This is a genomic window from Chitinophaga sp. YR627 (genome assembly GCF_900114995.1).
In the GTDB taxonomy this organism is placed as follows: Bacteria; Bacteroidota; Bacteroidia; order Chitinophagales; family Chitinophagaceae; genus Chitinophaga.
This window is the reverse complement of sequence record NZ_FOUX01000005.1, coordinates 277,918-303,638: the sequence shown is the minus strand read 5'-3', so window position 1 is coordinate 303,638 and position 25,721 is coordinate 277,918. Positions and strand designations below refer to the sequence as shown.

Genomic DNA, 25,721 nt, shown 5'->3' with positions numbered 1-25,721 from the left:
TTATGGCTGTTTAGCAGATTTGTCCTGCTGCCAGTTATTTCCCAGAAATTGCAGTAACTGATTGGCTAACAAATAAATCTTGGTAGCATTTTTTTTCAGGGAAATAGTGTCCTTTGTGCATGTCAGCGTTTTCCGCATTGACGGCCGCTACCTTGATCTCTTGGGCAAATGTTTCTTTATTATACCCACCTGGTATCAGTTTGGGAAGGTTTGCTTTTAATTGAGCAGCAGTGACAATACTCGCAGGAATTGATTTTAACAGATGATAATGCAACCAGACCTCGAAACAGGGATTGCTGATAGAAATTCCCCAATTAGCGTCTGTGGTACAGTGTTGATAAAGATCATTAATCTCCTTCTTGGGCCATTTATCAACATCTAGTACAAACCATACTAAGTCTTCGGGTTCTATACCAAACTTAGCGTCATGGTGCCCCACTCTTTCCAAAAGAAATTTTGCGGCAGACTTACCACCCTCACGTTCTACGATCTCCACTTTTACTCTAGGTGTTAATTTGTTGAAATATCGGAAGTATTCATCCTCTCTTACTCCTTCTGCAACAATGATAAATTTACGGGAATCTCTATGCGGCGCCCCTTTTTTATATTCCCTATTCTTTCTCGGCATATTTGTCCCAGTTAAGATCTTTTAAATTAGCCAGAAATGGAATTGCACCGAATCTGCCGGAAAGATAACCTTTTCGGATATCCAGATCCTGGCGTACGTTGAAGTCGCTTAAAGGATAAAAATGGCTCTCACCGTTTTTGTTCTTTTCTGCAAACCAGATTTCATCTTGTCGGAACAAATCGAGATCGAGTAGGTTAGATTCGTGCGTAGTGATAATTAATTGCCCTTTTTTATTTGGAATTTTTTGTACAATGGTAATAAAGTCCTTTAGCAATGAAGGATGGAGGCTTTGATCAATTTCGTCAATAAAAATAGTAACTGGTGCGTTCAGCAATAAAAATAAAAACGGAATAAAGTCTATTAGTCTCCTTGTGCCATCAGATTCTTCCGTTAATTCAAATACAATTTCTTCTTCCTTTTCATTTAAATGATATGAAACAATCTTTTTAACAATGGGAACACCATCTTCTATTAATGCGATAGCATTTCCTGAAGAACCAACCCATAGAGATTCTCCACTTTGTATTGATGCCAGAACAGCATCTCTTTCCGGAATATTGTCTTCTCCAAAGTATCTGTTTAAAGGAATAGATTGAACATCAATTTTTGTAATACCAGTTTCGAAACTGGAAATGGTTTCATTAACAAATGTTTGGAAGTTTTCGCTATTAATGAAGTAGTTTACAATATTAAAGTTTCTATTTTTGGGAGATATTGTGAAAATATTTTCAGAAAACCATTTGAACGCAGCTGTAATCTCCTTAAATTTTCTGTCTTTAGCCAAATGAATAAATAGATTATCTGCTTTTAAGAGATCTTCTTCATATAACTCAATGAGTAGTTTATCTTTTACTGATTTGACATACTTAGGAGATAGTTTTAAGGTCTCTCTTCCTTTATTATTTACTTTTCGTTCAAAAATTAGTTCATCTTCCTTTTTGCCATAATGCAAAATATATAGCCATTCTTCTTTTACATGGCCAGCGTGATATGATAATCCATAAGCATATCCCACTTTGTTTTGAATGAACTCAACTTCAAGAGAGGTTGGATGTTTTTCGTTTTTTCCAAGTCTAAAATGTTGGCCGGGAGGGGCTATATTAATGCTGCCTTGTTCTACCATATTGGAGAGAAGGTCTAACGCCTGTAACAGGTTACTTTTACCTGCTGCGTTAGCACCGTAAATAATTGCGCTTTTTAGCAGTTCTATTTTGGGAAATTTAAAAAGATGGTCTGAGTGTCTCCTAATATCTCCGGCGAGCATGTTAAATTCCGTTTCTTTATTAAAAGAAAGAATGTTTTCGGCGGTGAATCTTATTAACATAATAGGTTTTTACGTAAATTATGTTATAAAGTTCGATTATTGGCTAGATAAATCCAAAAAATACAGGCATTGTAACGAAAAATACGTTGTAACTCCTGATTATATATCGTCTTTTGTCATTAGAAAATATCCCCATATCTTTGCCCACGTTTATAAACAATATTTCAGCTCAGCAAGCACCCTAAAGATCCTCAATACCTTACCCCGGCTAAGACAATAGTATCCGCAGGCTCCTTACAGGACTGGAACCCACAGGCGATATCCCTGTTTAAACTGAATTTTATTACTTAAAAACTAACTGACATGGCCTATATAATGGTTGATGTGGAAAGCGATGGCCCTATTCCCGGTGATTATTCAATGATCTCATTCGGAGCAGTGAAAGTAGATGCTACATTGGACAAGACATTCTACGGCAGACTTAAACCCGTTTCTGATAAATTTATTCCCGAAGCACTGGCTGTCTCTGGTCATACCAGAGAAGAAACCCTGACATTTGATGATCCTAAAAAAGTGATGAACGACTTTAAGAACTGGATCAGCAAAATATGTAATGACCGTCCGATTTTTATCAGCGACAACAATGGTTTCGACTGGATGTTTGTGTGCTGGTACTTCCATCATTTCCTCGGTGAAAATCCTTTTGGTTTCAGCTCCCAGAATCTGGGTAGTGTGTACAAGGGAATGGAAAAAGATATGTTCACCAATTTCAAACACCTGCGTAAAACAAAGCATACCCACCATCCGGTGGATGATGCGAAAGGCAACGCAGAAGCCCTGCTGACAATGAAATATAAGCTTGGGCTGAACATGAAACTCTAGGCATTTCTTTACATCAAATACGGTAGATCGCAGTATGTACGGCTCCCCGCTACGTCCCTGCGGTCTTTTTTATTTAAATTTATTTAACAATAATTTCATACACCCGATAGCAAAGGGCAAGTTTAAATTGAGTACCTCGCAGAAAATTATGGAGATGGGTAAATTAAGATCCTGCCTGCTGCTTGGCAGTTTAATGGCATTTAGTCTGATTACGAAGGCACAGTCTGATGATGATTTAAAGGTAAAAGTGATCCGCGGTCCTTATTTACAGGCAGCATCAGATCACAGTATTACCGTACGCTGGCGTACCAACACCGCTACCCGTAGCCGTGTACAGTATGGCGCTACGCCTGATAAGGCGGATGTGACAGTGAATGATTCCTCACTGACAACTGAGCATATCGTAGAACTTGACGGCCTGCAGGCACGTACCCGTTATTTTTATAAAATCGCCGATTTTAAAACCGTTTTACAGGGCGATAGCGCCAACTATTTCTACACTTTACCTGTACCTGGTAAAGAAGGCGTATACCGTATCGGCGCTTTCGGTGATTGCGGTAACAATTCCGTGAATCAGCGTAATGTGAAAAAAGCAGTGCTCAATTATCTTGGTACTAACTATATGGACGCATGGATACTGTTGGGGGATAATGCCTACAACAGCGGTACCGATGCTGAATTCCAGACAAAATTCTTCAATGTTTATAAAGACGATCTGCTGAAGAATTATCCGCTGTTTCCGACGCCGGGTAACCACGATTATAATGATAATGACTTTCCTGGTGCCGTAGAGCAGGCGCAGAAGACACACCAGACTGCCTACTATCAGAATTTCACCATGCCGACCAAAGGAGAATCGGGTGGTGTAGCTTCCAACACACAAGCCTTTTATTCTTTTGATCTTGGTAATATTCACTTCCTGTCGCTTGACTCTTATGGAAAAGAAGCAGAGGAATACCGTTTGTATGATACGCTCGGTCCGCAGGTACAATGGGTAAAACGTGACCTGGAAGCCAATAAGAACAAACAATGGGTGATTGCCTACTGGCACCATCCTCCTTATACTATGGGCTCTCACAATTCAGATAATGAAGATGAACTGGTACATATCCGTGAGAATTTCATCCGTATCCTGGAGCGTTATGGTGTAGACCTGGTGCTTTGCGGTCATAGCCATGATTATGAGCGTACACGTCTCATGAAAGGTCACTATGGTATGGAGGCGACTTATAGCGCCGCTAAGCACAACCTGAGCCAGTCCTCCGGTCTGTATGATGGCAGCGATAATTCCTGTCCTTATGTAAAAGACAGCAGCGGTCAGGGTACTGTATATGTACTGAGTGGTTCTGCCGGTAAACTCGGTGGTACACAACCGGGCTATCCGCATGATGCGATGCAGTACGCGAATGCTACTGATGGTGGTGCGAGTATGCTGGAGATCCAGGGCAATCGTCTTGATCTGAAATGGATCTGTGCAGATGGTGTGATCCGTGATCATTTCACCGTGATGAAAGAAGTGAACAGGCACACGGTGCTGCGTGTAAAAGCAAAGAGCAAAGTAACGCTGACGGCTTCATTCACCGGTAATTATCAGTGGAGTGAAAAGGGACAGACTGCAAAGAGTATTGTTGTGACGCCACGTGCCGGTACAACGGAATATACTGTACAGGACAAGGAAGGTTGTCTGAAAGACACATTTACTATTATCACAACTAAATAATTTATATGCGATTGACGCTGGTGTTCCCCTGTATATGTGTATTACTGCTGCTGGCAGTGATGTTCACTTCGCAAGGGGAGCGCCACGCTTCTGTTACGGATGGTACGATCGCTTATTTCAAAAGGCAGCAGCCTTTGTTTGCTGCCAGTGCAGTTGCATTGAAGCATTGCATTGATAACCTAAAAGAAGGGGATAGTACTACGGTGTCCGCTGCCCGTGCATCATTACACTTGTGCAGGACACGTTATAAGACGATTGCCTTTTTCCTCGAATACTTCTTCACCAGTGAGGCCTACGTCTTTAATGCGCCCGCCAAATACGAAATAGAAGAACCTTATATAGAATACGAAGAACCGGTTGGATTGCAACAGATAGAAGCGTTGCTGTATGACTCCGCCGTTTATCAGCGTAAAGACGAACTGGAAGCACAGGCGACGGTACTTGTACAGACCGCGCAGGACCTGCCTTCGTTGTTGTACCAATTTACTGTTTCAGAACAACAGGTACTGGAGAGTGTACAACAGGAGCTGGTGCGGATCATGGCACTTTATATCACCGGTTATGATGCGCCCCTGCTGAAGAGCGGGATTGCAGAAGCCCGGTCAGCCATGCAGGCAATCGATACGGTGCTCATGCCTCATACCGGTTTTGAAAAGAAAGACAGTATTACTTATTACCTAAAGGAGGGTATTGGGCAACTGGCTGCGCATCCTGATTTTGACAGCTTCGACAGACTATCCTTTCTGGTGAGTTATGCATTGCCATTACAACGGCTGCTATTGAACAGCCAGCATGATCTGTTTAGTCCGGCTGCTATCAGCAAAGATAAATTTCCTCATTCGGATATCCCCGGCGATACAGCGCTGGGCAGGCGCTTATTCTTTGAAAAAGCCTTGTCCGGTAATAATACCCGTAGTTGCGCTACGTGTCATCAGCCGGATCGTTATTTCAGTGACGGACTTACCCGCAACACTACTATCAACAGTAAAGAACCATTACCCAGACATACGCCCGGACTTTTATATGCCTGTTATCAGTATTCTCAGTTCTGGGATGGCCGGGCTGTGAGTCTGGAGGAACAGGTATTGAAAGTGCTGCATAGTCCGCAGGAAATGGATGCCCGTGATGACACCCTTTTACAGCAATTACAGCGACTCCCGGTTTACAGGACGATTACCCTGCCACAGGTTCAGGCATCCCTGGCAGCTTACCTGCGTACTCTGACGCCTTTTAATGCGCCATTTGACAGGTATATGGCCGGCAATAAGCAGGCAATGACAGCAGAGCAACGAACTGGGGCCAATATATTCATGGGCAAGGGGCAATGTGCTACCTGTCATTTTGCACCTTTGTTTAACGGACTGATACCACCACTATACAACAGAACAGAATTTGAGGTATTGGGTACTCCTGCGAATGATGATCTGCTGCATCCCCAGGCAGACAATGACAGCGGAAGACTGGCATTTTTCCCGATCGATTTCTACAAGGGCGCATTTAAAACACCGACGGTACGTAATACGGCCCCGACAGCTCCCTATATGCACAATGGCGCTTTCCGCACCATGGAGCAGGTCATTGATTTCTATGATAAAGGCGGTGGGAATGGCATCGGGCTCTCCGTGCCTGATCAGACCTTATCGACAGTCCCTCTGCATCTTACTCCTGAAGAAAAGAAAGCCCTGGTCGCTTTTATGGAAGCGCTTACTGACGGCAAATAAAGGTAACTCCGCTATAACACTTTGAAAGATTAACATTTAAGCCTAAATTGCTTCCCATTATTATTTTAAATAATAGTAGAAGAATAGCTATAGTTTTAAACAAGCCGGCAGGCGTGGACCATTATCCTGATTGCGAGACGGTTACGTTTGTCTGTCAAACAGTATTGTAAACAACAAAGATCTATGAACAGTTTTTCCTGGAAGAAGATCATCCCTCACGTGATTGCGATTTCCGTCTTTTTGATCGTTGCATTGGTTTATTGCAGCCCTGCCCTGGAAGGGAAGGTGTTACAGCAGACCGACATCGTGCATTGGAAAGGTATGGCGCAGGACGCGTTTAACTACAAAGCGGTCCATGGCCATTTCCCATTGTGGAATACGCACCTGTTCAGTGGTATGCCTAACTACCAGGTAACCATGGATACGAAAACATTCCTGCCTGACTTCGGCAGCCTGCTGCAGTTGTATCTGCCAAAACCTGCCAGTTATTTCTTTCTGGCCTGTTTGTGCTTTTACATCCTGGGTATGGCCTATAATGTGAATGTACTGGCAGCGGTACTGGGTAGTTTAGGTTTTGCCTATGCGACCTATGATCCTATCATCATTTCAGTAGGTCACGAAACTAAAATGCTGGCGATCGCCTATATGCCGGGATTACTGGCAGGGCTGGTACTGATATTCAGGAAAAAATATGTGCTGGGGCTGGCCCTGGCGGCGCTCTTTGCCACGCTGGAAATCGGATCGGGTCACCCGCAGGTTACCTTCTATCTGCTGCTGACCCTGGGTCTCATGACGGTAGCTTATATCGTTACCTGGATCATGGAGCGTGATTTTAAACATATGATCATCGCCCTGTCACTGGCATTACTGGCTGGTCTGATAGGCGTGGGCAATACTTCTCAGAGTCTGCTGACCACCTACGAGTATTCCAAATACACCATGCGTGGTGGTAAAACAGTGGATCTTTCTGAAGATGGTAAACTGACGCAGACAAAAACACAGGGGCTGGATGAAAGTTATGCTTTCCAGTATAGCCTGGGTGTAGGAGAGACTTTTGTACTGGCAATGCCGGGTGCATTTGGTGGAGGTTCTGCTGAACACCTGGATGCGGATTCCAAGGTTGTTTCAGAATTGACAAAACAGGGCGTACCGGAAGCGCAGGCGAGTCAGCTGGCTACCAGTCTGCCGAGATACTGGGGTGGCGTATCGCCATTCACCGCAGGTCCTCCCTACAGTGGTGCGCTGATCTGTTTGCTGGCAGTGATTGGTTTTGTAGCACTCGGACTGGGGGGTGGCACCAATTCAATCAGCAATATCACCCGCTGGTGGATACTGATAGCGATCGCACTGACGCTCTTCATTGCATGGGGTAGTTACTTCTCTGCTTTCAACCAGCTACTGTTCAATCACCTGCCGCTCTTCAATAAATTCAGGGCGCCATCTATGGCACTGATCATTCCACAGTTGTTGCTGCCATTGCTGGCGGTGCTGGCGGTTGACAGACTCCTGTATGCTGAGAATGCAAAGGCCCTCTTACAGCAGAACTTTAAAAAAGTGCTGTACGCCAGTGGTGGCGTGATCATACTGGCAGGTCTGGTGTACCTGTTCAACGATTATAAAGGCAGTTACGATACACAGATCCTCGAAGGACTTACACAACAGGCAGGTGCTGATCTGGCACGTCGTGTATTGGATGGTATGATTGCTGACAGAAAAGCGATGTTTGGCGCTGGTATTTTCCACCTGCTCTGGATATGGGCCGTTATCATCGGTGCTTTCTATCTTTATATGAAAGACAAGATCAAACCGGTGGCCATCCTGGGTGTGTTCATCGTACTGAATACCGCGGATCTGCTGTTTGTAGCAAAGAAATACCTGAACAAAGACAATTACCAGGATCAGTCCAGCTATCAGGCGGGCAACTTTGCACCGACAGCTGCTGATCAGCAGATATTACAGGATAAGGATCCTCACTACAGGGTGCTGAACCTGTCAACCGGTGATCCGTTCAACGATGCGATCACTTCATACTATCACCGTTCCGTAGGCGGTTATCACGCTGCGAAACTCCGTATGTACCAGGATATCATCGAAAACCAGTTCGCTAAACCAGGCGCTGGTATGAACATGGGACTCCTCAACATGCTGGATACCCGTTATGTGATCACACGTTCTCAGGACCAGCAGCAGCCAACGCCGGTGGTACAGCGTAATCCGGATGCACTGGGCGCTGCATGGTTTGTAAAACATATCAGCTATGTAAACGGTCCGATCGAAGCGATCAAAGCGCTGGATCACCTGAATGCAAAAGATACCGCGATCATGGACAATGGTTACAAGGTAGCAGGTGCAGAGCAGCCGGCATTTGATTCAGCAGCCAGCATCAAGCTGGTGAGCTATGAGAATGATGCGATCAAATATGCGACGAGCGCGAAGAGCAATCAGTTTGCTGTATTGAGTGAAGTATACTATCCGGAAGGCTGGAATGCTTATATTGATGGCAAAGAAACTGCTTATACAAATGTGAACTATATCCTGCGTGGTATTGCGGTACCAGCAGGTGATCATAACATCGAGTTCAAGTTTGAACCGGCGTCTTACTATACCGGTCAGAAACTGGTGTATGTGGCTAACCTGCTGTTGTGGTTAACGATCGCGGGCAGCATCTTTATGCTTTGGAAACAAAGCAGACAAGCGAAAGCGTAATGTTGTAACAGACTATCATAATGAAAAAGACCGTCTTTTAATAAGACGGTCTTTTTTTATGTAATGCTATATGATGGTTTGTTGAGCTGCTATTGGTGTGTTACCCTTAATTCAGTTTGCTATACTTGCCACTGAGCGCTTTTTTACAGATATCCGTCAGCGTTTTATTCTCCATTTTATTTCCCTGCAGATCAATATCAAAAGCGGTGAAGATGCAATGATGCAGAAAGCCGGCTGTGAGTTGTTTATCCCATCCTGCACAGGCATTTGCGAGATAATTACGTGGATCAGCAAGACCATATTCCTGACCCGCTCTGTCAGGATGTTTATTGGCATCCCAGCAGGCCCTGATAATGTCTTTACAGTCTTCTCTGCCGGGTGTCATACGGTCAGCACTCAGCGCCATTAATAATCCTGTGAGTACAGACAGGCGGGCCGTTGGGAGGAGCGCGATTATGGGCTGACCGTCATTGAGTGAGCCGCGTTTTAACTGTACGTACGTTCTGGCTGCGAATATGGTGAGCGTATCATAAGGCGCGTTCTGCACAACCAGCATTTCGACTTCTGACAGGGCGGGTTTGTATCCGAGACGACCGATGGCTTTGATCATTTCCACCTGTGTTTCCCAGGTACGTTTGTCATTTCTTTCTTTGATATAAGCGGTGAACAGTGGGGCTGAAAGCATCGTGAGCTGTTCCTGGCCAATGTGTCGGGCCGCACTTCTTCTGTCGGCTGACTTTCGGGACAGCAGCCGCTCTCGTAGTTCTTCGGGTATCATAGTAGGGTTACGGTTTAAACAATGATACCATGCTTCCTGCTGAATTCCAAAAGTATGAGTAGGGGGAATGAGTATATTTGCGGACAGGCATCTGAAAACCACGTAAAATGACACCATTTAATTTTTCCGGCAATGTCGTTCTGGAAGACGAAAGAGTGATACTCCGTCCGCTCGTATTAGCTGATGATGAATACCTTATTCCCTTTGCCGTCCAGGAACCGGAGATCTGGCAGTTTTCAACGGTACCTCCGGTTGGACCCGGTGGCATGCGTGAATATATCCGCACCGCCGCAGAGGCACGCAATGAAGGAAAAGAATATCCTTTTATCGTGTTTGACAAGCAGTTGCAACGATATGCGGGCAGTACCCGTTTTTATGATATACAGTTGCGCAACAGTGCTTTACAACTGGGGTATACCTGGTATGGTAAAGACTTTCAGGGCACCGGTTTAAATAAACACTGTAAGTTTCTGTTGCTGCAATATGCATTTGAAAGAATGGGGATGGAACGGGTGGAGTTCAGGGCGGCGCATACTAATGAAAGAAGCATTGCTGCTATGAAAAGTATTGGTTGTACAGTGGAAGGCATTTTACGCAGTGTTGCGCCGAATGTGGATGGTACCAGAAGGAGCAGTATTATACTGAGTATCCTGAAGGAGGAATGGTTAGGGGCCCTGAAGGAAAACTTACGGAAACGCCTGTAGTAAGCGATGTTGAACGTACCTTTTATAAATGACTGGCAGCTGGCAGGTGCTTATCTGTGGATGATCACATACATAGATGCCAGGCAACAAGCCCGGAAACAAGCGGGTGGTATAACGATAGTAAGATAATGATTATAAAAGCGCAAGCCGGTGAACGCATTGGTTCACCGGCTTGCTGTAAGCTGCTTTAGTCTTAGTAATTAATTAGTGTGTGCTTGTTTCAAGTCCTCTGTGCTGCAACAGGTACTTCACATCCGGTTCTCTCTTACGGAAAGCAACATACAAGTCCATAGGCTCTTCTGTTCCTCCTTTCTCCAGGATGTTTTTCCTGAATGCGTTTGCGGTAGCCGGATCGAAGATGTTACCAGTTTCCCGGAAAGCGGCGAAGGCATCACTATCCAGTACTTCAGACCATATGTAGCTGTAATATCCGGCAGAGTAGCCTCCTGCAAATATGTGCTGGAAGTAGGTGCTGCGGTATCTTGGTGCGATCTGTGGGATCAGTCCGATGCTATCCATCTGTTCTTTTTCAAGGGCAAGTGGTACGATATTGTTACCGGCGGGCAATGTATGATAGGCCATGTCCAGCAGGGAGGCTGCGAGGTATTCTACGGTGGCAAATCCCTGGTTGAATTTAGAGGCAGCTTTCATTTTTTCTACGAGTGCCGCAGGGATCAGTTCTCCGGTTTCATAATGTCTGGCATATTGCGCCAGTACTTCCGGTTCGAATGCCCAGTGTTCCATGACCTGAGAAGGCAGTTCTACGAAGTCGCGCGGTACGGAAGTGCCTGACAGTGTTTCATACGTCACATCTGACAACAGACCATGCAGGGCGTGTCCGGCTTCATGGAAGAAGGTTTCTGCTTCATCTGGTGTCAGTAAAGCAGGTTGTGTGGCGGTTGGCCGGGAGAAGTTGCACACGATAGAGATAACCGGAGCAACACGTCCGCTGGCATTGGTGGATTGTTTGCGGTAGGAGGTCATCCATGCGCCGCCCCGTTTGGAGTTGCGGGGATGGAAGTCCAGATAAAGCAATCCGACCAGCGTACCGTCCTCACTTTTTACTTCGTAGGCAGATACTTCTTCATGATAAACGGGAACGTCTTTCAGCAGCTGGAAGTGCAGGCCATAGAGTTTTTGTGCGGTAAAGAAGAGACCATCCCGTACGTTCTCCAGTTTGAAGTATGGACGTAACGCTTCAGCATCGTACGCGTATTTCTCTTTTCTTACTTTATCTGCATAATAGAACCAGTCCCAGGCTTCCAGTTGTTCACCTTTCCCTTCGCGGTTCATAAGGGCCTGCATTTCAGTAGCTTCCTGCTGGGCGACCGGCAGGGCTGCGTGCCATAATTGCTGTAGCAGTTCGTTTGCTTTGGCAGGCGTTTTCGCCATGTTCTCTTCCAGGATGAAGTCCGCGTGAGACGCGTATCCCAGCAATGCCGCTTTTTCTGCTCTCAGGGCTGCGAGTTGTGTAACGATCTCTTTATTATCTCTTTCGTCGTTGTGGTTGCAACGGTTGATATATGCTTCGTAGATCTCCTGACGCAGGTTGCGCTGATCTGCATATTGCAGGAAAGGCATTACGCTGGAATTGTGTAAGGTGAAGCGCCAGCCGTTTTCTTTGCCGGCGGCTTTGGCTGACAGGGCAGCTGCTTCTATGAGAGAACCGGGGAGACCGGCGAGGTCTTTTTCATCTGTGATCATCATTTCGTAGTGATTCGTTTCTGCCAGCAGGTGCTGTCCGAAGCGTACGGTGAGTAATGACAGTTGTTTATTGATCTCGCGGAGTCTTGTTTGTTTGTCTGCGTCCAGGTTGGCGCCGCTGCGTACAAAGTCTTTGTAGGCTTTTTCCAGCAGTTTGGCCTGTTCACCGGTGAGCGTCAGCGCATCCCTTCTTTCATACAGGGCTTTCAGCCTGTTGAACAATGCCGCATCCAGGTAGATATCATCGCTGTGTCTGGCCAGCATAGGGGCCAGTTGACGGGAGATATTTTCCAGTTCGGGAGAGGTATTGGCAGAGGTGAGGTTATGGAATACGGCGCTTACGTTGCGTAACAACCTGGCGCTTTTTTCAAAAGCCTCCAGGGTATCTGCGAAGGAGGGCGGCGTTTGCAGACTGGTGATCTGTGCGATATTCTTCCGGTGTTCCGCCATGGCAGCTTCAAAGGCCGGCAGGTAACGGGCCGGTGTGATGCGGTCAAAAGGAGGGAGGCCGTAAGGTGTGTCATAAGGTTCCAGCAACGGATTCGGGGTTCTGAACAGGTCATACCTTTTTTCCGTCAGCGGCTTATCGAAGGCGTTGCTATCCTTTTCTTCGGTGAGCATAAAACCATGACGGAGATACAGCGAAACAGCGGTATCCTGCTGGTTGGTGGTCCAGAGATAGGCATGTTCGAACTGCTGTTCATCCATGAATGCCATGAAGCTATCCATCAGCCTTTTTCCGAGGCCTGCACCTCGGAATTCAGGCTCGATGATAAAATACCTTAGCTGGAGTGTTTTCCCCCGGCTAAGGGCCATCAGAAAGCCAACAATGCGGTCTTTATATTCACAGATCCATACACGGTCTTTCTGCGGATCGTACTGACGGGAGAATTCCAGCAATCCTTCCAGCACATAGCGCTCGAAGCTGAAGCCGTAACCCAGTTCCGTGTTATAGATCTTTCCATGCATGTAAGCTACATAACCGAGATCTCCGGTTTTGAGCTCTGTTCTTATCGTGAGGTCATTTGTATTAATAAGCTGCGCCATATCTTCTGTTTTTCAATCAGACAAAATTAGGTGGAATTAATAATTAAAAATTAAGAATTAAGAATTGAAATGCAGCGGAGCGCGCAGCTATTGATAATTAAGAGCGGGGGCAATGTAATAGGGGAGACGCTAATTACTCAAATTCTTAATTTTTAATTCCTAATTCTTAATTAAATTTAGTCCTATGCACTCTACATTCGTTCTGTACATTGGCCTCCTCCTTGTCCTCCTTGTACTGGTAATGCTGGCTCAGCGTTTAAAGATCTCTTATCCTATCGTGCTGGTGCTTGGCGGATTGGCGCTTAGTCTTATTCCGGGCTTACCGGATGTCTCCATCGATCCGGAACTGATCTTCCTCCTGTTCCTGCCACCGCTGCTCTATGATGCGGCCTGGAATACCTCCTGGAAGGAGTTCTGGAAATGGCGGCGTGTAATCAGTTCTTTTGCATTTGGGATCATTCTGCTAACGTCCTGTGTGATAGCTGTTGTCTCCAGTAGTCTGATTCCTGGTTTCACACTGGCGCTGGGCTTTCTGCTGGGAGGTATTATTTCTCCCCCGGATGCAGTTTCGGCGACCACGGTCATGCGCGGTCTGGATGTGCCCAGAAGACTGCTTTCCATTATTGAAGGAGAAAGCCTGATGAACGATGCTGCGAGTTTGATCGTGTACCGGTTTGCGCTGGCTGCCGTACTTACAGGTAGTTTTACTTTTCATGAAGCAGCACTCAGCTTTGTGGTGGTGATCGTAATGGGTATCGTAACGGGATTGGTCATTGCGCTGATCTTCTATGCGATTCACCGCTGGACGCCTACGACGGCCAGTATGGATACCGTATTGACATTTGTAGCACCTTATGTGATGTATATAGTAGCAGAAACGTTTCACTTCTCCGGTGTACTGGCGGTGGTGAGCGGTGGTTTGTTTATGTCCAGCAGACAACAGACGATCCTCAGTCATCTCAGTCGCCTGCAGGGGGTGAATGTATGGGCAACTGTCGGCTTTGTGCTGAATGGTATTGTTTTTATGCTGATAGGGCTGGAGTTGCCGGTGATTGTCAGCGGACTGGGAGAAAGTTCGCTGAAGCAGGCTATCTGGTATGGACTGATCATCTCTGCGGTGGTGATTGTTACGCGGATCCTCTGTACACAGGGAGCGTCCATATTTACAGTATTCATCAGCCGGTTTATTAAAACGGCAGATAACAAACCGGGATGGAAACTGCCCCTTGTTTTTGGATGGGCAGGTATGCGTGGGGTGGTGTCCCTGGCTGCTGCGTTGTCTATTCCGATCATGGCTGGCGGACAACCATTCCCGCAGCGTAATATGATATTATTTATCACGTTTGTGGTGATCCTGGTCACGCTTGTATTGCAGGGGCTCACGCTTCCCTGGCTGATCAGGAAACTGGGACTGGAAGAAGTGGATTATATGTCGGAAGTGGAACAGGATACACTGATCCGTAAGAAACTGACCTTTATTGCCGTGCAGTTACTGGACTCACAATACAAGGTTGATGTGGAAGAAAATGAGCTTATCCGTCAGTTACGCGCAACGATGGAGAATGAATATACTTTCCTGGAGAGTTATGCGGCATCGCATGCGACTGATATCAACAGGCAACAGGCGATCAGCCGCTACCGGATCGTATTTAATGAGCTGATCCATGAACAGCGGGAGATGCTGAGAAAGATCAATAAGAAAGCAGAGTTCGATGAGGAGATCGTACGTAAGCATATGTCGCTGCTGGACCTGGCGGAGGAGAAGATCACACAACAGTATAAGTAAATTAAGAATTAACAATTAAGAATCAGGAGTTACCTCCATGGTCATCAATGGAAAGTAAACGGGCTTATTCTCATTTGCGGCTCAGGTTAAATGAATTAGGCTTACTACATCAGAATAACCTTATAATAGATTTTCCATAAAAGAGAAAGGCGTCCACCATAAGTGGGCGCCTTTCTCTTTACGTTTGTATATAGCGATCTCCGCTGCATTCTAATTCTTAACTTTTCCTTCTCCCGCCTGTTAAGCAGTTTTAACTACTGTTAAATACTGTTAAGCCTTTTACACACCTGTTTTTGAGTATATCCTGCCGGAATCCTTTTCTGTATTGGGTTCTGTAAGCTGTGTTTACTGGCGTGTTGCCAGAAGATAAGAAATGTGCCTCCTGTGCTGCATTAAACTTAAACCATTAAAACGGCTCCAAAGAATATCACTATAAACGAACAAAATTATTTTAATCCAAAACCCACAATTATGATGAAGAAAATTTTTGTTGCCGCGATACTGTTTACAGCACTGAGCACTGTTAAGACATATGCACAGGATCAGCAGCCTAAGCCAAAACATGAAGGTATGTTCCAGAAACTGGATACTGACGGCGATGGTAAGATCAGCAAGGCAGAGGCAGACAAACAGGAGAAGGGGAGATTTAATCTGAAAGAGAAATTTGATGCTATTGACGCTAACAAGGATTCATATATTGACAAAGAAGAACTGAAAGCGTACAGAAAAAGCCAGAAGGAGAAGAGAGAAGCTGCTGGCAAAAAGTAGAATGATCGTAAGGACCATGCCCCGTTTCCCGTTTTACCGGGGCATGGTTTTATACATTACGGCGGACCTATTGCTCGCTTTGTTCGATCATCTCCTGTATAAAACGGTTGTACTCATCTTTTATCGGTAGTTCCTGGTTCACATACAACTGTCTTCTTTTCACGACTACCTGTTCTCCTGTTTTCGGATTGACACCGGCTTTCTCCATTTCTGCCCAGTAAATACCGATCCCTCTTTTTTGCCAGGACGGCAGATCATTAAAATTGATATTATAACGGAACAGCAGTTCATTCTTATCTGCCGTACTCATTTTTCCAATCGTATCAGTAGCGCTCTGGCGCGTGTGGTTGTCCTTACGCAGTTGCCAGTAGCAGTGTGCATTCAGTGAGTTACGATGTGCATCTTCATTCCTCCATCTGAAATAATCTACCACCAGTTGCCGGTTAGGCAATTCGCAGATACGGCAGTCAAATGCCGCCAGACTACCCAGTTGCAAAGAGAATTTCGCGCTTGTTTCTCCTGCGAGAATGGAGTTGTATTTACGGTGTTTACGACCGAATGCGCCTTCTTCCAGGTGAAAAAGCAGGGATATTTCGTCGCTTTCCGTATAGCCATATACGACATTAAATCCGCAGTTCATGAGGTGTTTTACGGTTTCCACCATATAATCTCTGAAGCGCGGATCAAAAGGAGCTTCAAAGGGATGTGTTTCCTTTGTAAGTTTGGTGAATCCTCTGCCATCGATACGGGCTACCATGTACATGCCCGGCAGTACGATCTTGTCATGCGCGGTTTCATAGATGCGCATTTTGCTATCCAGTTCATCAAATTTCATGATCCCAGGCTTTAATTGTAAAACCATTTGTGTCTAACATGACGTAATAGAGTTCGTCGAAACCTTCTTCCAGGCTGGGTATTTCCAGTTTTTTGTAAGTGTTCAATACGCCGATTTTCGGTACCAGGGCTTTGCCGGTACGCAGGCTGTTCCTTTCCAGCGCTTCTTCAAGTCTGGACTGGAAATAATATCCTTTCACTTTGAATTTGTGCTGTCTGGCAAGGGATATATATTTTTCTCTTTCCGCTTTGCCGGGGTTAGTATTGTCAACAACAAAGGGTTGGCTGCCTTTGAAACATGCTTCGAGAAACAGGTCTTCCCTGTAACGGCTTTTCAGCAGGTCGAGCGAGATCCTTATGTGGGTCTGCAGGAAATGTTCTTTATAAAAGCCGGTTTTACCGGTAGCCTGTATCCCACAGAAAATAATCGCTTCCATGGTATAGGTTTTGGGGCGGCGAAGATAGGTAAAAGTGGCGCATCAGCCATTTTTACGGAGAAATCTGACAATTGCCAGATCATCCGTGGGTAGCATGCCGTATACGTGCTCCAGTGTTTTACATTTCATATTCAGCATTTCATCCGATTCAGACTTCTCCTGGTCCATCAGCAGGAAACGGATAGCGTCTATCGGGGCTACTGCCGGATTGAAAGGTTTAAAACTGGTGATGCCGTCTGTGGCGAGACTGATATCCAGTAAGTTACTGAATGCCATGCGATACTGACGCTGGTACCAGCTGTCGAAATGCTCGGAGAGGTGATAACCGATGTAATCGGGTTTATTATCCCGGTCGAAGATGCTGACATGTCCGTTAATACTGATAGCCCCGTCCCCGATCACAAGCAGGATGGCTTTGTCAGCCTTATAATCGGCTACCATCAGCAGGAGGGTGGTCAGCAGCTCATTTCTGTCCAGTTGTATCTGGTTCCGGAGGTTGTTTAGTTCGGCAAACAGCTGGCGGGTGATGTCCTGGAGGTGTTCTTCCGGAGAAATATTGACCAGCGAGCGCAGATCATCATATCCCTTTGCCTTGACAATTTTCCGTAACAGCTTGCCTGTCAATGTAGAAATGAGATAGCTATCAGTACCCATGGTACAGCCATCCATCACTGCAGCGACAAACGTATGCGGGTTAATATTGCCATGGAAAAGGTAATCCTCACAATTGTTAAGATGATATGTTCCTCTTTGCAGCGTGGTATAGATATTCATAGAGAGGCACAAAAATAATGATTCCTGCGTGTAAAATTTTTTAACGTGTGTAAAATATTCTGTCAGCCCGTTCGTCTACCTTCCTTTAGTCTTTCATAATGAATGAGATCAAGGTATATGATGCCCGGACCTTTACCTCCCGTTTTATGCCTTCCACTGAGCTGGATGCCTTGCTGAAAGGGGATCTGACGCGGTTTCTGGCCTGCAGACTGGAAGATATGTACCGGCATGTGAAGCAGGCGGTGCCACCTTCCCGGTCCGCCACACACTCCTGTCTTTATCTGACGGCGGGTACAGCAACCATGAAGATTGGCAGTGAAATATACACGATTGGCAGGGATGAAATGTTATTTGTTCCGGCAGGACAGGTGTTTTCTTTTGGGGAGGATGATGAAAATGAGGGGTATATCTGCAATTTTCATGATGACATGCTGTTGGGTAAATATGGGAACAGTGAATTACTGAAAGCGTTTGAGTTCCTGAAAGTATGGGGGAATCCCCGTATATGCCTGGATGAACGGACCTCGGCGTATGTCCTGCATCTCTTCAGCCGTATTGTTACAGAATATATGGAACATGGCGTACAGCAGCTGGATATTCTGCAGCCTAACCTGGTGGCGCTGCTCTGTGAAGTGAACAGGGCTTATCAGCCTTTACGTCCTAATCACCCTCATAGTGCTTCCGATATTACCAACCGGTTCCGTGAGATGGTGTTCCAGCATGCCCGGACAAGGCACCTGGTGAGCGATTATGCCGCATTGCTCAATGTTTCTCCCAGTCATCTCAATAAATCGGTCAGAACGATGACGAGTAAGTCACCAGCCAAATGGATCGATGAAGCCATCGTCATGGAAGCAAAAGTCCTGCTCAGCCAGTTAGATAGTCCTATCAGTGAAGTCGCCTTACAGGTAGGGTTTGAGGACCAGTCTTATTTTACCCGTTTGTTCAAACGTTATGAAGGCGTGACGCCCACGGAATTCCGGAAAATGATCAAAATGTCCTAAATGACGCGCTGTATGTCCTAAAGGATCTTTGCTTTTCGGCAGAGCTTTGCGGACAAACGATACCGATGTATTTTTCTTTGTTGCTGTTGCATTCTTTTTTCCGGTGGATGGTGGTTATCAGTCTGCTGTTTGCCATCGGAAGGAGTTTCCGGGCCTGGGTCAACAAACTTCCCTTTACTAGTACTGATAATACGATCAGACATCTTACCGCCACGATTGCGCATATACAACTCGCTATCGGCTATGTGCTTTATTTTAATAGTCCCCTGGTTACTTATTTCAGGTCGCATTATCGCGAAGCGATCGCGCAGGCTGATTACCGCTTTTTCGGATTACTGCATGTACTGTTGATGACAACGGGCGTGATCGTCATTACTATCGGTTCTTCTGTTGCAAAGCGCATGGAGACTGACCAGGGGAAGTTCCGGACAATGGCTTTATTGTTTCTGGCAGGACTGCTCATAATTTTCATTGCTATACCATGGCCTTTTTCGCCCCTGGCGCACCGGCCATACTTAAGAACATTTTAAAGATGATGCATTTATTTCGTACAAAACTGGGCCGGTTGAGAGTGATCGGTTTTCTGGAAGGAATTTCTTTGTTGGTGTTAATCGGTATTGCGATGCCCATGAAATATGCAGCGGATAATCCTTCGATGGTAAAGATCATGGGACCGATACACGGGTTCTTCTTTGTGATATTTGTGATCAATGCGTTAAGTGTGGGTATTGAATACAAGTGGAAGTTTACAGATATCACCTGGAAGGTATTACTGGCCTGTATGATCCCTTTCGGCACTTTCTATATCGATCACCGTATTCTGCGCAAGATGGAATAGCTTATATTTGTGTATAGCCTGCCACTATGCATATTGAACAATACAAGCCGGTAGCTCTCTTACTGCCTTTCATCAGGTCGATTATGATCATTGAAAGTGAACATGCCCTGCAGAATGAGGTATTACCCGATACTTCGCTGGTGATGGCATTCTGTCTGAAAGGCAGTGTGGCTGCCAGTGATTATGGTACCTTACCTTCAGCGGTTATAGCCGGTCTCCGTAAAACATCCCGTTCTTTATCATATGCAAGCCATACCGCTAATCTGCTGGTGGTGTTTCGTGAAGATGGCGCCGCTGCATTTTTTAAAGCGCCATTACATGAACTATTTGGCGCATCTGCGGCACTCGATAATTTTATCGATAAACAAATATTGAACGACATCAGTGAACAATTAGCGGAAGCAACTGATCATGCAAATGCCGTTCATCGGATACAGGAATTCCTGTTGACATTATGGAAACAGTCGGCACCGGACCTGCTGGTGCATACCGCTATCGGACAGATCCGCGAGCTTAATGGCAACGTCCGGATCAAAGCGCTGCTAAGTCATTTACATATCAGTCAGGATGCTTTTGAGAAAAGATTCCGCCGTATTACGGGTGCTACACCCAAACAATTTGCTGCTATAGTAAGATTGAGATCACTTATTGCCAGGTCAAATGATGCTACCCTGACAGAGACTGCTTATGATGCGGGGTATTTTGATCAGGCGCATTTCATCAAGGATTTCAAGGCATTTACGGGTAAGACGCCAGGGGAGTTTTATAGATCGGGGAATTTCTGGTAAATGAGCAGTCGTTGTGTTTGCAGTTACTGATTACTGAAGCAGCAGTTGTTGTTATATTCGCGCTTACTGTATTAAAATGTTGCATCTGTGTGCTGCGTTTCTAATATAACATAGGGGACAAGCCGGAGAAGTGGCTAATTAAAAGTAACTGACAGCGCGTATCTCTCTTAATTATCAATTCTAACATCATATAAGTATGTCAATTGTTAAACCTGTTCTCCGCGCTTTCGATTACGCCAAAGCCATGGAGTTCTATGTTGACTGGTTGGGCTTCCAGGTGGACTGGGAGCATAGGCCTGCAGACACACCTTTTTACCTGCAGCTTTCCATGAGAGATATCATATTGCATCTCTCCGAACATCATGGCGATGCCAGTCCGGGTGCCTCCGTATATGTGGATGAATTTGCAGACCTGCGTGCTTATCATCAGTTACTGATCGATAAGCAATATAAATATAACCGTCCCGGACTGGAAGAAGCATTCTATGATCCTTCCATTTTATTAGTGACAGTGAACGATCCTTTTTATAATAAGATCATATTCGCAGGAAAGAAATAATGTTACCGGTCCAGTAATCTTCTGTGATAGTTGATCTGGCCCAGGTGATACGTTAAATGGGTGGCCAGATGGATCAACATAAAGCCGGTGGTTTGCTTTGCTTCAAATACCTCAATAGGATATTCCTGCTCCAGTCTTGCTGGTGGCAATGCAGACAATGTTTTGTCCACGATAGCAATAGTGTTTTCTATCTTTTGCAACAATTCAGCGCGCGGAACATTCTTCAGGGAGAATTCTGCATCCCTGTCGCGCACATAACCCGACTGTCCTAAATGGAGTCCGATGAATGTATTGATATTTCCTATCAGATGTAAGCAAAGATTTCCTGCGGAGTTTGCAATGTTGGCATCAATTGTCCATAGAGCAGGCTCATGCTGATAAGCGGAAATTTCTGTCCTGAGCTTGTTAAGATCCCGGTTGAATAACTGCCTTAGTGTTGTTATTGTAGTCATATATAAGATAATACCTTTATGCAAGATACTTCTTTTTCTACGGGATGTTGCATTAATTGGACACGCTGCGGTAGCGATAGGCTTTCACGATCTCGGTATTATCTACTTGTTCCAGTATAGGTTTTTTAGTAGAGAACAATGCGCCTTCAACGGTTTTCTGGAGGTATTTCTGATTCCAGTGCATAATGGCCAGCTCGGGCGTTTCGCCACATCCATAGATTCCATATTCGGGTCTTTCGCCAATGAAGCAGCAGTACTCGTTTCCATCCTGTAACATGACGGGTTTATATTTTTTTACTGCGTCTGGCATTTCGGGTGAATTGTAATCAACAGAAATAATTTTAATCTCATGTGTCGTTTCCATAGCACTATTTTTGATATAATTATCTCCAATAAATATGCCATGCCAAGCATGAAAATGATTACTTTTATTCCATTCAATTATATTGAAATTTTATTTAAGGTAAATAAGCAGTAAATGAACGGTGCGATTTATGTCCGGCATGTGTCTGTAAAGGACGCAGCGCAGGTTGCAGCTTTATCAGCAGAATTAGGTTACCCCTCGACAGTGAAAGACACTATTACTTACATCCAGGCTATTGACAAAAGTATCTGTGATGTGGCCTATGTCGCAGTTAGTGGAGAGACCGTTTTAGGATGGATCCATGTATGCTATACCATTCGTCTCGAATCAGGTCCGTTCTGCGAAATCGGCGGACTGGTAGTATCCCGTAATACTCTTGGAAAAGGTATTGGCAGATTGCTGGTTGAGAAGGCCAAAAAATGGTCTGCTGAAAGAAACATTGAAAAGCTGCGTGTGCGCAGTAATGTGATCAGAGAAGGGTCACATGCATTTTACGTTAAGACCGGCTTCGTCGAATACAAACAACAGAAGGTGTTTGAGTATACGATAGGAGCAGAGGTATTTAATGAAAAGGCAGCAGAAGGAGTAAAGGTTGTGGAAGAGAAAAACGAGTAGGAGTAAGAGCGAATAATTAAGGATTAAGATTTAGGAAGACATTGAAGTGCCGCCTGCAAACCCGGTTTGCAGGCGGCACTTTTGGTATGACTTAATTTCTCGTTCCTTTTCTTGACCATCCGGTCTTCAATCCTATAATAAATATCACCAGCAAAGTTTCACCCATCGCCAGCATAATATCTCCTGGTACACGGAACCAGCGTAAGGTTTGCATCGTGTCTGTCTGCATAAACTCGGCTGACCTTGCATACCAGTACCCATGTTGAATAGAGGCAATGCCCTGCATGATGCCTATAGGTAGCATACTGATGCTGACCATGACAAGCAGCCCGATATTTGTTAACCAGAAAGCCGTACCGATCAGTTTATCATTCCAGTGGTGATCAGGATATAGTCCTCTTAATACAAACAACATCAGACCAATACCCAGTATGCCGTATACGCCGAATAAGGCAGTGTGTCCGTGAACGGCGGTTGTATTCAATCCCTGGATATAATAAAGGGCAATTGGCGGATTGATAGCAAATCCGAAGATACCTGCACCAAGAAAGTTCCAGAAACAGATCGCTATGAAGCAGTAGATAGGCCATTTGTACGCCTTTATCCATGGCGTGGATTTACTGAGGGTGTAATTGTGATATGCTTCGTAGCCGATCAATACCAGCGGTACTATTTCCAGTGCACTAAATGTGGCGCCCAGCGCTAATACAGCAACAGGTGTCGCACTGAAGTAAATGTGATGGAATGTGCCTAATATACCGCCCGCCAGGAAGATAATGGTAGAGAACAGTACGCCGATGGTGGCTGACTGCATTCGTAGTAATCCTAAGCGACAGAAAAGGAATGCAGACACTACGGTGGCGAATACTTCAAAGAAGCCTTCTACCCACAGGTGTACTACCCACCAGCGCCAGTATTCAGCAATAGCCAGGTGCGTCTGACGGCCATACATCAATCCTGCTGCATAGAAAACAGCAATAGCAATGGAAGCGATAACGAACAGAGTGAGCAGGTGGCGGCTTTCGTCTTTTTTTCTTAATGCAGGCAGTAAAGCGCGCATCATCAGCACTAACCAGAGGATCAGTCCTACCAGTAGCAAGATCTGCCATATTCTTCCCAGTTCGATGTATTCATAACCCTGGTGTCCCCAGAGGAAGTTATCCACCAAACCCAGCTTCTGCATAACACCCAGCCATTGTCCGGTTAGTGAACCACCTACTACAATGATCAGCGCAATGAAGAGGATATTTACGCCCAGTTTCTGGTAACGGGGTTCGTGGCCGGAGATGGCAGGTCCCATATACAGACCGGTAGCCAGCCAGGAGGTTGCGATCCAGAAGATGGCTAATTGTACGTGCCAGCTGCGGGAGATAGATTGTGGGAGGAATTTATCCAGCGGTATGCCATAAAAACCCTGTCCTTCCACACCATAGTGTGCGGTGATAATACCTGCCAGCATCTGCACGAGTATCAGGATGCTGACTACCCAGATATATTTTAAGGTTGCCTTCATGGAAGGAGTAGGCTTCATATCGCGAAGGGGATCCTGTTTCGGAAGATCGATATGTTCGCCATCGTGATTGCGCACATGATAGAGGACGAGTAATGCGATACAACCCAGGAGCAGTAATACGCTGAAGCCGGACCACAAATGAAGGGAAGCGGAAGGCGTGTTACCAACTGTTTCATCATTGGGCCAGTTATTGGTGTAGGTAACATGCGTACCGTCGGGACGTTCACTGATACAAACCCAGGTGCTCCAGGCAAAGAATGCAGCCATCAGGCGCATGCGCTCAGGATCTTTAATGGTGCCTTCCGGTATTGCGTATTGTTTGCGGAGCACGCTGAATGTTGGATCATTCATGAACAGTTTTGTATAATAAGCAGCTAGTTGTCTGGATACTTTCGCTCTGCTATCAGAATAGGTGATCGTGTTTTGTGCCGGATCAAAGGTGTTTTTCCGCAGTTCCAGTTTCATGCGTTCTTTATACACGAGTTGTTCTTCCGCTGGCAGCGTACTAAAGATCTTTCCATCTTTTATGGTCAGTACCTCCAGCATGGCCAGTGACTCCCGGTGGAGATAATCGGCTGTCCAGTCAGGTGCAATGTAGGCGCCATGTCCCCATATGCTGCCGACTGTTTGTCCGCCGATGGATTGCCACACGTTCTGTCCGTCTTTAATATCCTGTCCGCTGAATAACACTTCACCTGTTTCACTGACTACTTTATCCGGAATAGGAGGTGCTTTTCTGTATATATCATTTCCAAAGAAGATGAGTACAGCGAATGAGCTGACCATTACCAGGGCCAGCGTAAGCCATAGTTTTTTCGTTGTCATAAATGTTGGTTTGTAAATAGATGTATGGGCTGTAGTGGAAGCGATTTATTGTGATAGCTGCTGTTCCAGTTGTACAGCTTTAGGAAAGAGTATGTTGTTCTCGAGGTGGATATGAATCAGCAGGTCGGCTTCGAATTCCTTCATTTTGTCAAAGAGGAAAGCATAGGTGTTACAGGCGCTTTCAGGCAGTGTATAGTTGTTTGTCAGCAGACGGAAAGCGTGCAGTTCTTCTCCGGATGATTCATGTTCTGCGCGCATCACTTTTACGGCGCTTAGTACCAGGCCTCTTCTGGAAGTATCATGCGGATCCTTTTCAAGTTGTAAAATAGCGGGGAAAAGGATGTGTTCTTCTTTATGAAGATGTAGCTGCAGGTCTTTCAGAAAAGCGAGTGTGCCGGCTTCGAGTTCCTGTAATCCGGGCTGTTCATCGCCATGTACCTTTGCGACTTTTGTGACCAGTTGTTCGATAACGGGAATATTTTCTTTTACATAACGGTGATGTGTACTGACGATATAATCGATCAGTTTATCGACAGTCTGGTCGATGAAGTTCTTTGCCGGCTGGAAGCGCGTATTTTGCGTGACAGCTTCCAGTGCTGTGATGAGTGTTTCTTCGGTAATATTGACCTGCGCAGCGGCTTCTTTTAATGTAATATTACCACCACAGCAAAAGTCAATACCATATTTACCAAATACTTCCGCTTTGCGGTAGTCAGCCGCAGCAATATCGGCTACTGTGATCTGGTCGGGCGACTGTATTCTTTTTTTAACCAGTACCCGCCATAGATCCGGTCCGTTCTGCAGATATTCAAACGTGAGTATATTTCCTTTTTTGCTGAGCAGCTCATAATAGAGCGGCCGCGGATCATGATCGTTGTGTATGATAAAGCTCTCTCCGGGTAGTAATGCCTCAAACGTCTGAATAAGCGTCTGGTGGCGGATGGCAGGAGATATGGCTAGTGCTTCCAGTGTTGTTATTGTGTTCATCGCATGTTCTTTTAGTTGTTAAA

Annotated in this window: 24 protein-coding genes; 13 read left to right on the top strand and 11 right to left on the bottom strand. The window is 45.5% G+C overall.

Annotated elements, in window-relative coordinates:
- Nucleotides 1–34: 34 nt before the first annotated feature.
- A complete protein-coding gene (locus tag BMZ72_RS26240; protein ID WP_089812664.1) occupies nt 35–628 on the bottom strand; it encodes an RloB family protein in 594 nt (197 codons plus the stop codon).
- Nucleotides 612–1,952 (bottom strand): AAA family ATPase, encoded by a 1,341-nt coding sequence (locus BMZ72_RS26235; protein ID WP_089812663.1) that lies wholly within the window; start codon nt 1,950–1,952, stop codon nt 612–614. Before BMZ72_RS26235 ends, BMZ72_RS26240 begins: the two co-directional genes overlap by 17 nt.
- A 303-nt stretch (nt 1,953–2,255) precedes the next feature.
- Here BMZ72_RS26235 and BMZ72_RS26230 point away from each other — a divergent pair, with 303 nt between their 5' ends.
- The 4 genes from BMZ72_RS26230 (at nt 2,256) to BMZ72_RS26215 (ending at nt 8,921) form a co-directional block, all read left to right on the top strand.
- Nucleotides 2,256–2,774, top strand: coding sequence for a 3'-5' exoribonuclease domain-containing protein (locus tag BMZ72_RS26230; RefSeq protein ID WP_089812662.1), 519 nt, complete (start codon nt 2,256–2,258; stop codon nt 2,772–2,774).
- Nucleotides 2,775–2,928: 154 nt separating this feature from the next.
- Complete coding sequence (locus BMZ72_RS26225; RefSeq protein ID WP_089812661.1) at nt 2,929–4,494, top strand: purple acid phosphatase family protein; 1,566 nt, start codon at nt 2,929–2,931, stop codon at nt 4,492–4,494.
- A gap of 5 nt (nt 4,495–4,499) precedes the next feature.
- Complete coding sequence (locus BMZ72_RS26220; RefSeq protein ID WP_218155287.1) at nt 4,500–6,215, top strand: cytochrome-c peroxidase; 1,716 nt, start codon at nt 4,500–4,502, stop codon at nt 6,213–6,215.
- A gap of 183 nt (nt 6,216–6,398) precedes the next feature.
- The gene (locus tag BMZ72_RS26215; RefSeq protein WP_089812660.1) at nt 6,399–8,921 is read left to right on the top strand and encodes a YfhO family protein; all 2,523 of its coding nucleotides are present in this window, start codon (nt 6,399–6,401) and stop codon (nt 8,919–8,921) included.
- 106 nt (nt 8,922–9,027) lie between these two features.
- Here BMZ72_RS26215 and BMZ72_RS26210 read toward each other — a convergent pair whose 3' ends face one another.
- Nucleotides 9,028–9,699 carry a hypothetical protein gene (locus tag BMZ72_RS26210; RefSeq protein ID WP_143087792.1) on the bottom strand — a complete coding sequence of 224 codons (672 nt, stop codon included), beginning with the start codon at nt 9,697–9,699 and terminating at the stop codon, nt 9,028–9,030.
- Between the two features lie 107 nt (nt 9,700–9,806).
- Here BMZ72_RS26210 and BMZ72_RS26205 point away from each other — a divergent pair, with 107 nt between their 5' ends.
- Nucleotides 9,807–10,403, top strand: coding sequence for a GNAT family N-acetyltransferase (locus BMZ72_RS26205; RefSeq protein WP_089812658.1), 597 nt, complete (start codon nt 9,807–9,809; stop codon nt 10,401–10,403).
- A 204-nt stretch (nt 10,404–10,607) separates the two neighbouring features.
- Here BMZ72_RS26205 and BMZ72_RS26200 read toward each other — a convergent pair whose 3' ends face one another.
- The gene (locus BMZ72_RS26200; protein WP_089812657.1) at nt 10,608–13,154 is read right to left on the bottom strand and encodes a GNAT family N-acetyltransferase; all 2,547 of its coding nucleotides are present in this window, start codon (nt 13,152–13,154) and stop codon (nt 10,608–10,610) included.
- 184 nt (nt 13,155–13,338) lie between these two features.
- On the opposite strand from BMZ72_RS26200, the gene BMZ72_RS26195 reads away from it, so the two are divergent.
- Together BMZ72_RS26195 and BMZ72_RS26190 are read left to right on the top strand one after the other, a co-directional pair.
- Nucleotides 13,339–14,940 carry a Na+/H+ antiporter gene (locus BMZ72_RS26195; protein WP_089812656.1) on the top strand — a complete coding sequence of 534 codons (1,602 nt, stop codon included), beginning with the start codon at nt 13,339–13,341 and terminating at the stop codon, nt 14,938–14,940.
- A gap of 471 nt (nt 14,941–15,411) precedes the next feature.
- Complete coding sequence (locus tag BMZ72_RS26190) at nt 15,412–15,708, top strand: EF-hand domain-containing protein (RefSeq protein ID WP_089812655.1); 297 nt, start codon at nt 15,412–15,414, stop codon at nt 15,706–15,708.
- 67 nt (nt 15,709–15,775) lie between these two features.
- On the opposite strand, the gene BMZ72_RS26185 is transcribed toward BMZ72_RS26190, so the two are convergent.
- The 3 genes from BMZ72_RS26185 to BMZ72_RS26175 are packed head-to-tail and all read right to left on the bottom strand — an operon-like array spanning nt 15,776 to nt 17,753.
- On the bottom strand, nt 15,776–16,543 hold the full coding sequence (locus BMZ72_RS26185) for a tRNA(His) guanylyltransferase Thg1 family protein (RefSeq protein ID WP_089812654.1): 768 nt from the start codon (nt 16,541–16,543) through the stop codon (nt 15,776–15,778).
- Complete coding sequence (locus tag BMZ72_RS26180; protein WP_089812653.1) at nt 16,533–16,979, bottom strand: AAA family ATPase; 447 nt, start codon at nt 16,977–16,979, stop codon at nt 16,533–16,535. Before BMZ72_RS26180 ends, BMZ72_RS26185 begins: the two co-directional genes overlap by 11 nt.
- Nucleotides 16,980–17,021: 42 nt before the next feature.
- Nucleotides 17,022–17,753: a protein phosphatase 2C domain-containing protein gene (locus tag BMZ72_RS26175; RefSeq protein ID WP_089812652.1), complete on the bottom strand. Its 732-nt coding sequence runs from the start codon at nt 17,751–17,753 to the stop codon at nt 17,022–17,024.
- Between the two features lie 98 nt (nt 17,754–17,851).
- On the opposite strand from BMZ72_RS26175, the gene BMZ72_RS26170 reads away from it, so the two are divergent.
- The 5 genes from BMZ72_RS26170 to BMZ72_RS26150 all read left to right on the top strand — a co-directional run bounded on the left by BMZ72_RS26170 (nt 17,852) and on the right by BMZ72_RS26150 (nt 20,942).
- On the top strand, nt 17,852–18,757 hold the full coding sequence (locus tag BMZ72_RS26170; RefSeq protein WP_089812651.1) for an AraC family transcriptional regulator: 906 nt from the start codon (nt 17,852–17,854) through the stop codon (nt 18,755–18,757).
- Between the two features lie 65 nt (nt 18,758–18,822).
- Nucleotides 18,823–19,287 carry a hypothetical protein gene (locus tag BMZ72_RS26165; protein ID WP_089812650.1) on the top strand — a complete coding sequence of 155 codons (465 nt, stop codon included), beginning with the start codon at nt 18,823–18,825 and terminating at the stop codon, nt 19,285–19,287.
- Nucleotides 19,288–19,289: 2 nt separating this feature from the next.
- Nucleotides 19,290–19,595: a DUF3817 domain-containing protein gene (locus BMZ72_RS26160; protein ID WP_089812649.1), complete on the top strand. Its 306-nt coding sequence runs from the start codon at nt 19,290–19,292 to the stop codon at nt 19,593–19,595.
- Between the two features lie 26 nt (nt 19,596–19,621).
- On the top strand, nt 19,622–20,383 hold the full coding sequence (locus tag BMZ72_RS26155; RefSeq protein WP_089812648.1) for a helix-turn-helix domain-containing protein: 762 nt from the start codon (nt 19,622–19,624) through the stop codon (nt 20,381–20,383).
- Nucleotides 20,384–20,579: 196 nt separating this feature from the next.
- Nucleotides 20,580–20,942 (top strand): glyoxalase superfamily protein, encoded by a 363-nt coding sequence (locus BMZ72_RS26150; RefSeq protein WP_089812647.1) that lies wholly within the window; start codon nt 20,580–20,582, stop codon nt 20,940–20,942.
- Between the two features lie 2 nt (nt 20,943–20,944).
- Here BMZ72_RS26150 and BMZ72_RS26145 read toward each other — a convergent pair whose 3' ends face one another.
- Both BMZ72_RS26145 and BMZ72_RS26140 read right to left on the bottom strand, forming a co-directional pair.
- On the bottom strand, nt 20,945–21,394 hold the full coding sequence (locus BMZ72_RS26145; protein WP_089813808.1) for a DinB family protein: 450 nt from the start codon (nt 21,392–21,394) through the stop codon (nt 20,945–20,947).
- Nucleotides 21,395–21,446: 52 nt separating this feature from the next.
- Nucleotides 21,447–21,758 carry a hypothetical protein gene (locus BMZ72_RS26140; RefSeq protein WP_089812646.1) on the bottom strand — a complete coding sequence of 104 codons (312 nt, stop codon included), beginning with the start codon at nt 21,756–21,758 and terminating at the stop codon, nt 21,447–21,449.
- A gap of 114 nt (nt 21,759–21,872) precedes the next feature.
- Between BMZ72_RS26140 and BMZ72_RS26135 the strand changes: the two genes are divergently transcribed.
- The gene (locus BMZ72_RS26135; RefSeq protein WP_089812645.1) at nt 21,873–22,373 is read left to right on the top strand and encodes a GNAT family N-acetyltransferase; all 501 of its coding nucleotides are present in this window, start codon (nt 21,873–21,875) and stop codon (nt 22,371–22,373) included.
- Nucleotides 22,374–22,464: 91 nt separating this feature from the next.
- On the opposite strand, the gene BMZ72_RS26130 is transcribed toward BMZ72_RS26135, so the two are convergent.
- Together BMZ72_RS26130 and ric are read right to left on the bottom strand one after the other, a co-directional pair.
- Nucleotides 22,465–24,711 (bottom strand): nitric-oxide reductase large subunit, encoded by a 2,247-nt coding sequence (locus BMZ72_RS26130; protein ID WP_089812644.1) that lies wholly within the window; start codon nt 24,709–24,711, stop codon nt 22,465–22,467.
- Nucleotides 24,712–24,756: 45 nt separating this feature from the next.
- Nucleotides 24,757–25,698 (bottom strand): iron-sulfur cluster repair di-iron protein, encoded by a 942-nt coding sequence (gene ric / locus BMZ72_RS26125; protein ID WP_089812643.1) that lies wholly within the window; start codon nt 25,696–25,698, stop codon nt 24,757–24,759.
- Nucleotides 25,699–25,721 lie beyond the last annotated feature (23 nt).

Coding starts and splice junctions, on each gene's coding strand:
- BMZ72_RS26205 (WP_089812658.1), top strand. CDS start 9,807: ATGACACCATTTAATTTTTCCGGCAATGTCGTTCTGGAAGACGAAAGA.
- BMZ72_RS26210 (WP_143087792.1), bottom strand. CDS start 9,699: ATGATACCCGAAGAACTACGAGAGCGGCTGCTGTCCCGAAAGTCAGCC.
- BMZ72_RS26200 (WP_089812657.1), bottom strand. CDS start 13,154: ATGGCGCAGCTTATTAATACAAATGACCTCACGATAAGAACAGAGCTC.
- BMZ72_RS26220 (WP_218155287.1), top strand. CDS start 4,500: ATGCGATTGACGCTGGTGTTCCCCTGTATATGTGTATTACTGCTGCTG.
- BMZ72_RS26235 (WP_089812663.1), bottom strand. CDS start 1,952: ATGTTAATAAGATTCACCGCCGAAAACATTCTTTCTTTTAATAAAGAA.
- BMZ72_RS26165 (WP_089812650.1), top strand. CDS start 18,823: ATGTATTTTTCTTTGTTGCTGTTGCATTCTTTTTTCCGGTGGATGGTG.
- BMZ72_RS26160 (WP_089812649.1), top strand. CDS start 19,290: ATGATGCATTTATTTCGTACAAAACTGGGCCGGTTGAGAGTGATCGGT.
- BMZ72_RS26215 (WP_089812660.1), top strand. CDS start 6,399: ATGAACAGTTTTTCCTGGAAGAAGATCATCCCTCACGTGATTGCGATT.
- BMZ72_RS26135 (WP_089812645.1), top strand. CDS start 21,873: ATGAACGGTGCGATTTATGTCCGGCATGTGTCTGTAAAGGACGCAGCG.
- BMZ72_RS26175 (WP_089812652.1), bottom strand. CDS start 17,753: ATGAATATCTATACCACGCTGCAAAGAGGAACATATCATCTTAACAAT.
- BMZ72_RS26190 (WP_089812655.1), top strand. CDS start 15,412: ATGATGAAGAAAATTTTTGTTGCCGCGATACTGTTTACAGCACTGAGC.
- BMZ72_RS26180 (WP_089812653.1), bottom strand. CDS start 16,979: ATGGAAGCGATTATTTTCTGTGGGATACAGGCTACCGGTAAAACCGGC.
- BMZ72_RS26240 (WP_089812664.1), bottom strand. CDS start 628: ATGCCGAGAAAGAATAGGGAATATAAAAAAGGGGCGCCGCATAGAGAT.
- ric (WP_089812643.1), bottom strand. CDS start 25,698: ATGAACACAATAACAACACTGGAAGCACTAGCCATATCTCCTGCCATC.
- BMZ72_RS26225 (WP_089812661.1), top strand. CDS start 2,929: ATGGGTAAATTAAGATCCTGCCTGCTGCTTGGCAGTTTAATGGCATTT.
- BMZ72_RS26130 (WP_089812644.1), bottom strand. CDS start 24,711: ATGACAACGAAAAAACTATGGCTTACGCTGGCCCTGGTAATGGTCAGC.
- BMZ72_RS26155 (WP_089812648.1), top strand. CDS start 19,622: ATGCATATTGAACAATACAAGCCGGTAGCTCTCTTACTGCCTTTCATC.
- BMZ72_RS26145 (WP_089813808.1), bottom strand. CDS start 21,394: ATGACTACAATAACAACACTAAGGCAGTTATTCAACCGGGATCTTAAC.
- BMZ72_RS26230 (WP_089812662.1), top strand. CDS start 2,256: ATGGCCTATATAATGGTTGATGTGGAAAGCGATGGCCCTATTCCCGGT.
- BMZ72_RS26140 (WP_089812646.1), bottom strand. CDS start 21,758: ATGGAAACGACACATGAGATTAAAATTATTTCTGTTGATTACAATTCA.
- BMZ72_RS26195 (WP_089812656.1), top strand. CDS start 13,339: ATGCACTCTACATTCGTTCTGTACATTGGCCTCCTCCTTGTCCTCCTT.
- BMZ72_RS26185 (WP_089812654.1), bottom strand. CDS start 16,543: ATGAAATTTGATGAACTGGATAGCAAAATGCGCATCTATGAAACCGCG.
- BMZ72_RS26150 (WP_089812647.1), top strand. CDS start 20,580: ATGTCAATTGTTAAACCTGTTCTCCGCGCTTTCGATTACGCCAAAGCC.
- BMZ72_RS26170 (WP_089812651.1), top strand. CDS start 17,852: ATGAATGAGATCAAGGTATATGATGCCCGGACCTTTACCTCCCGTTTT.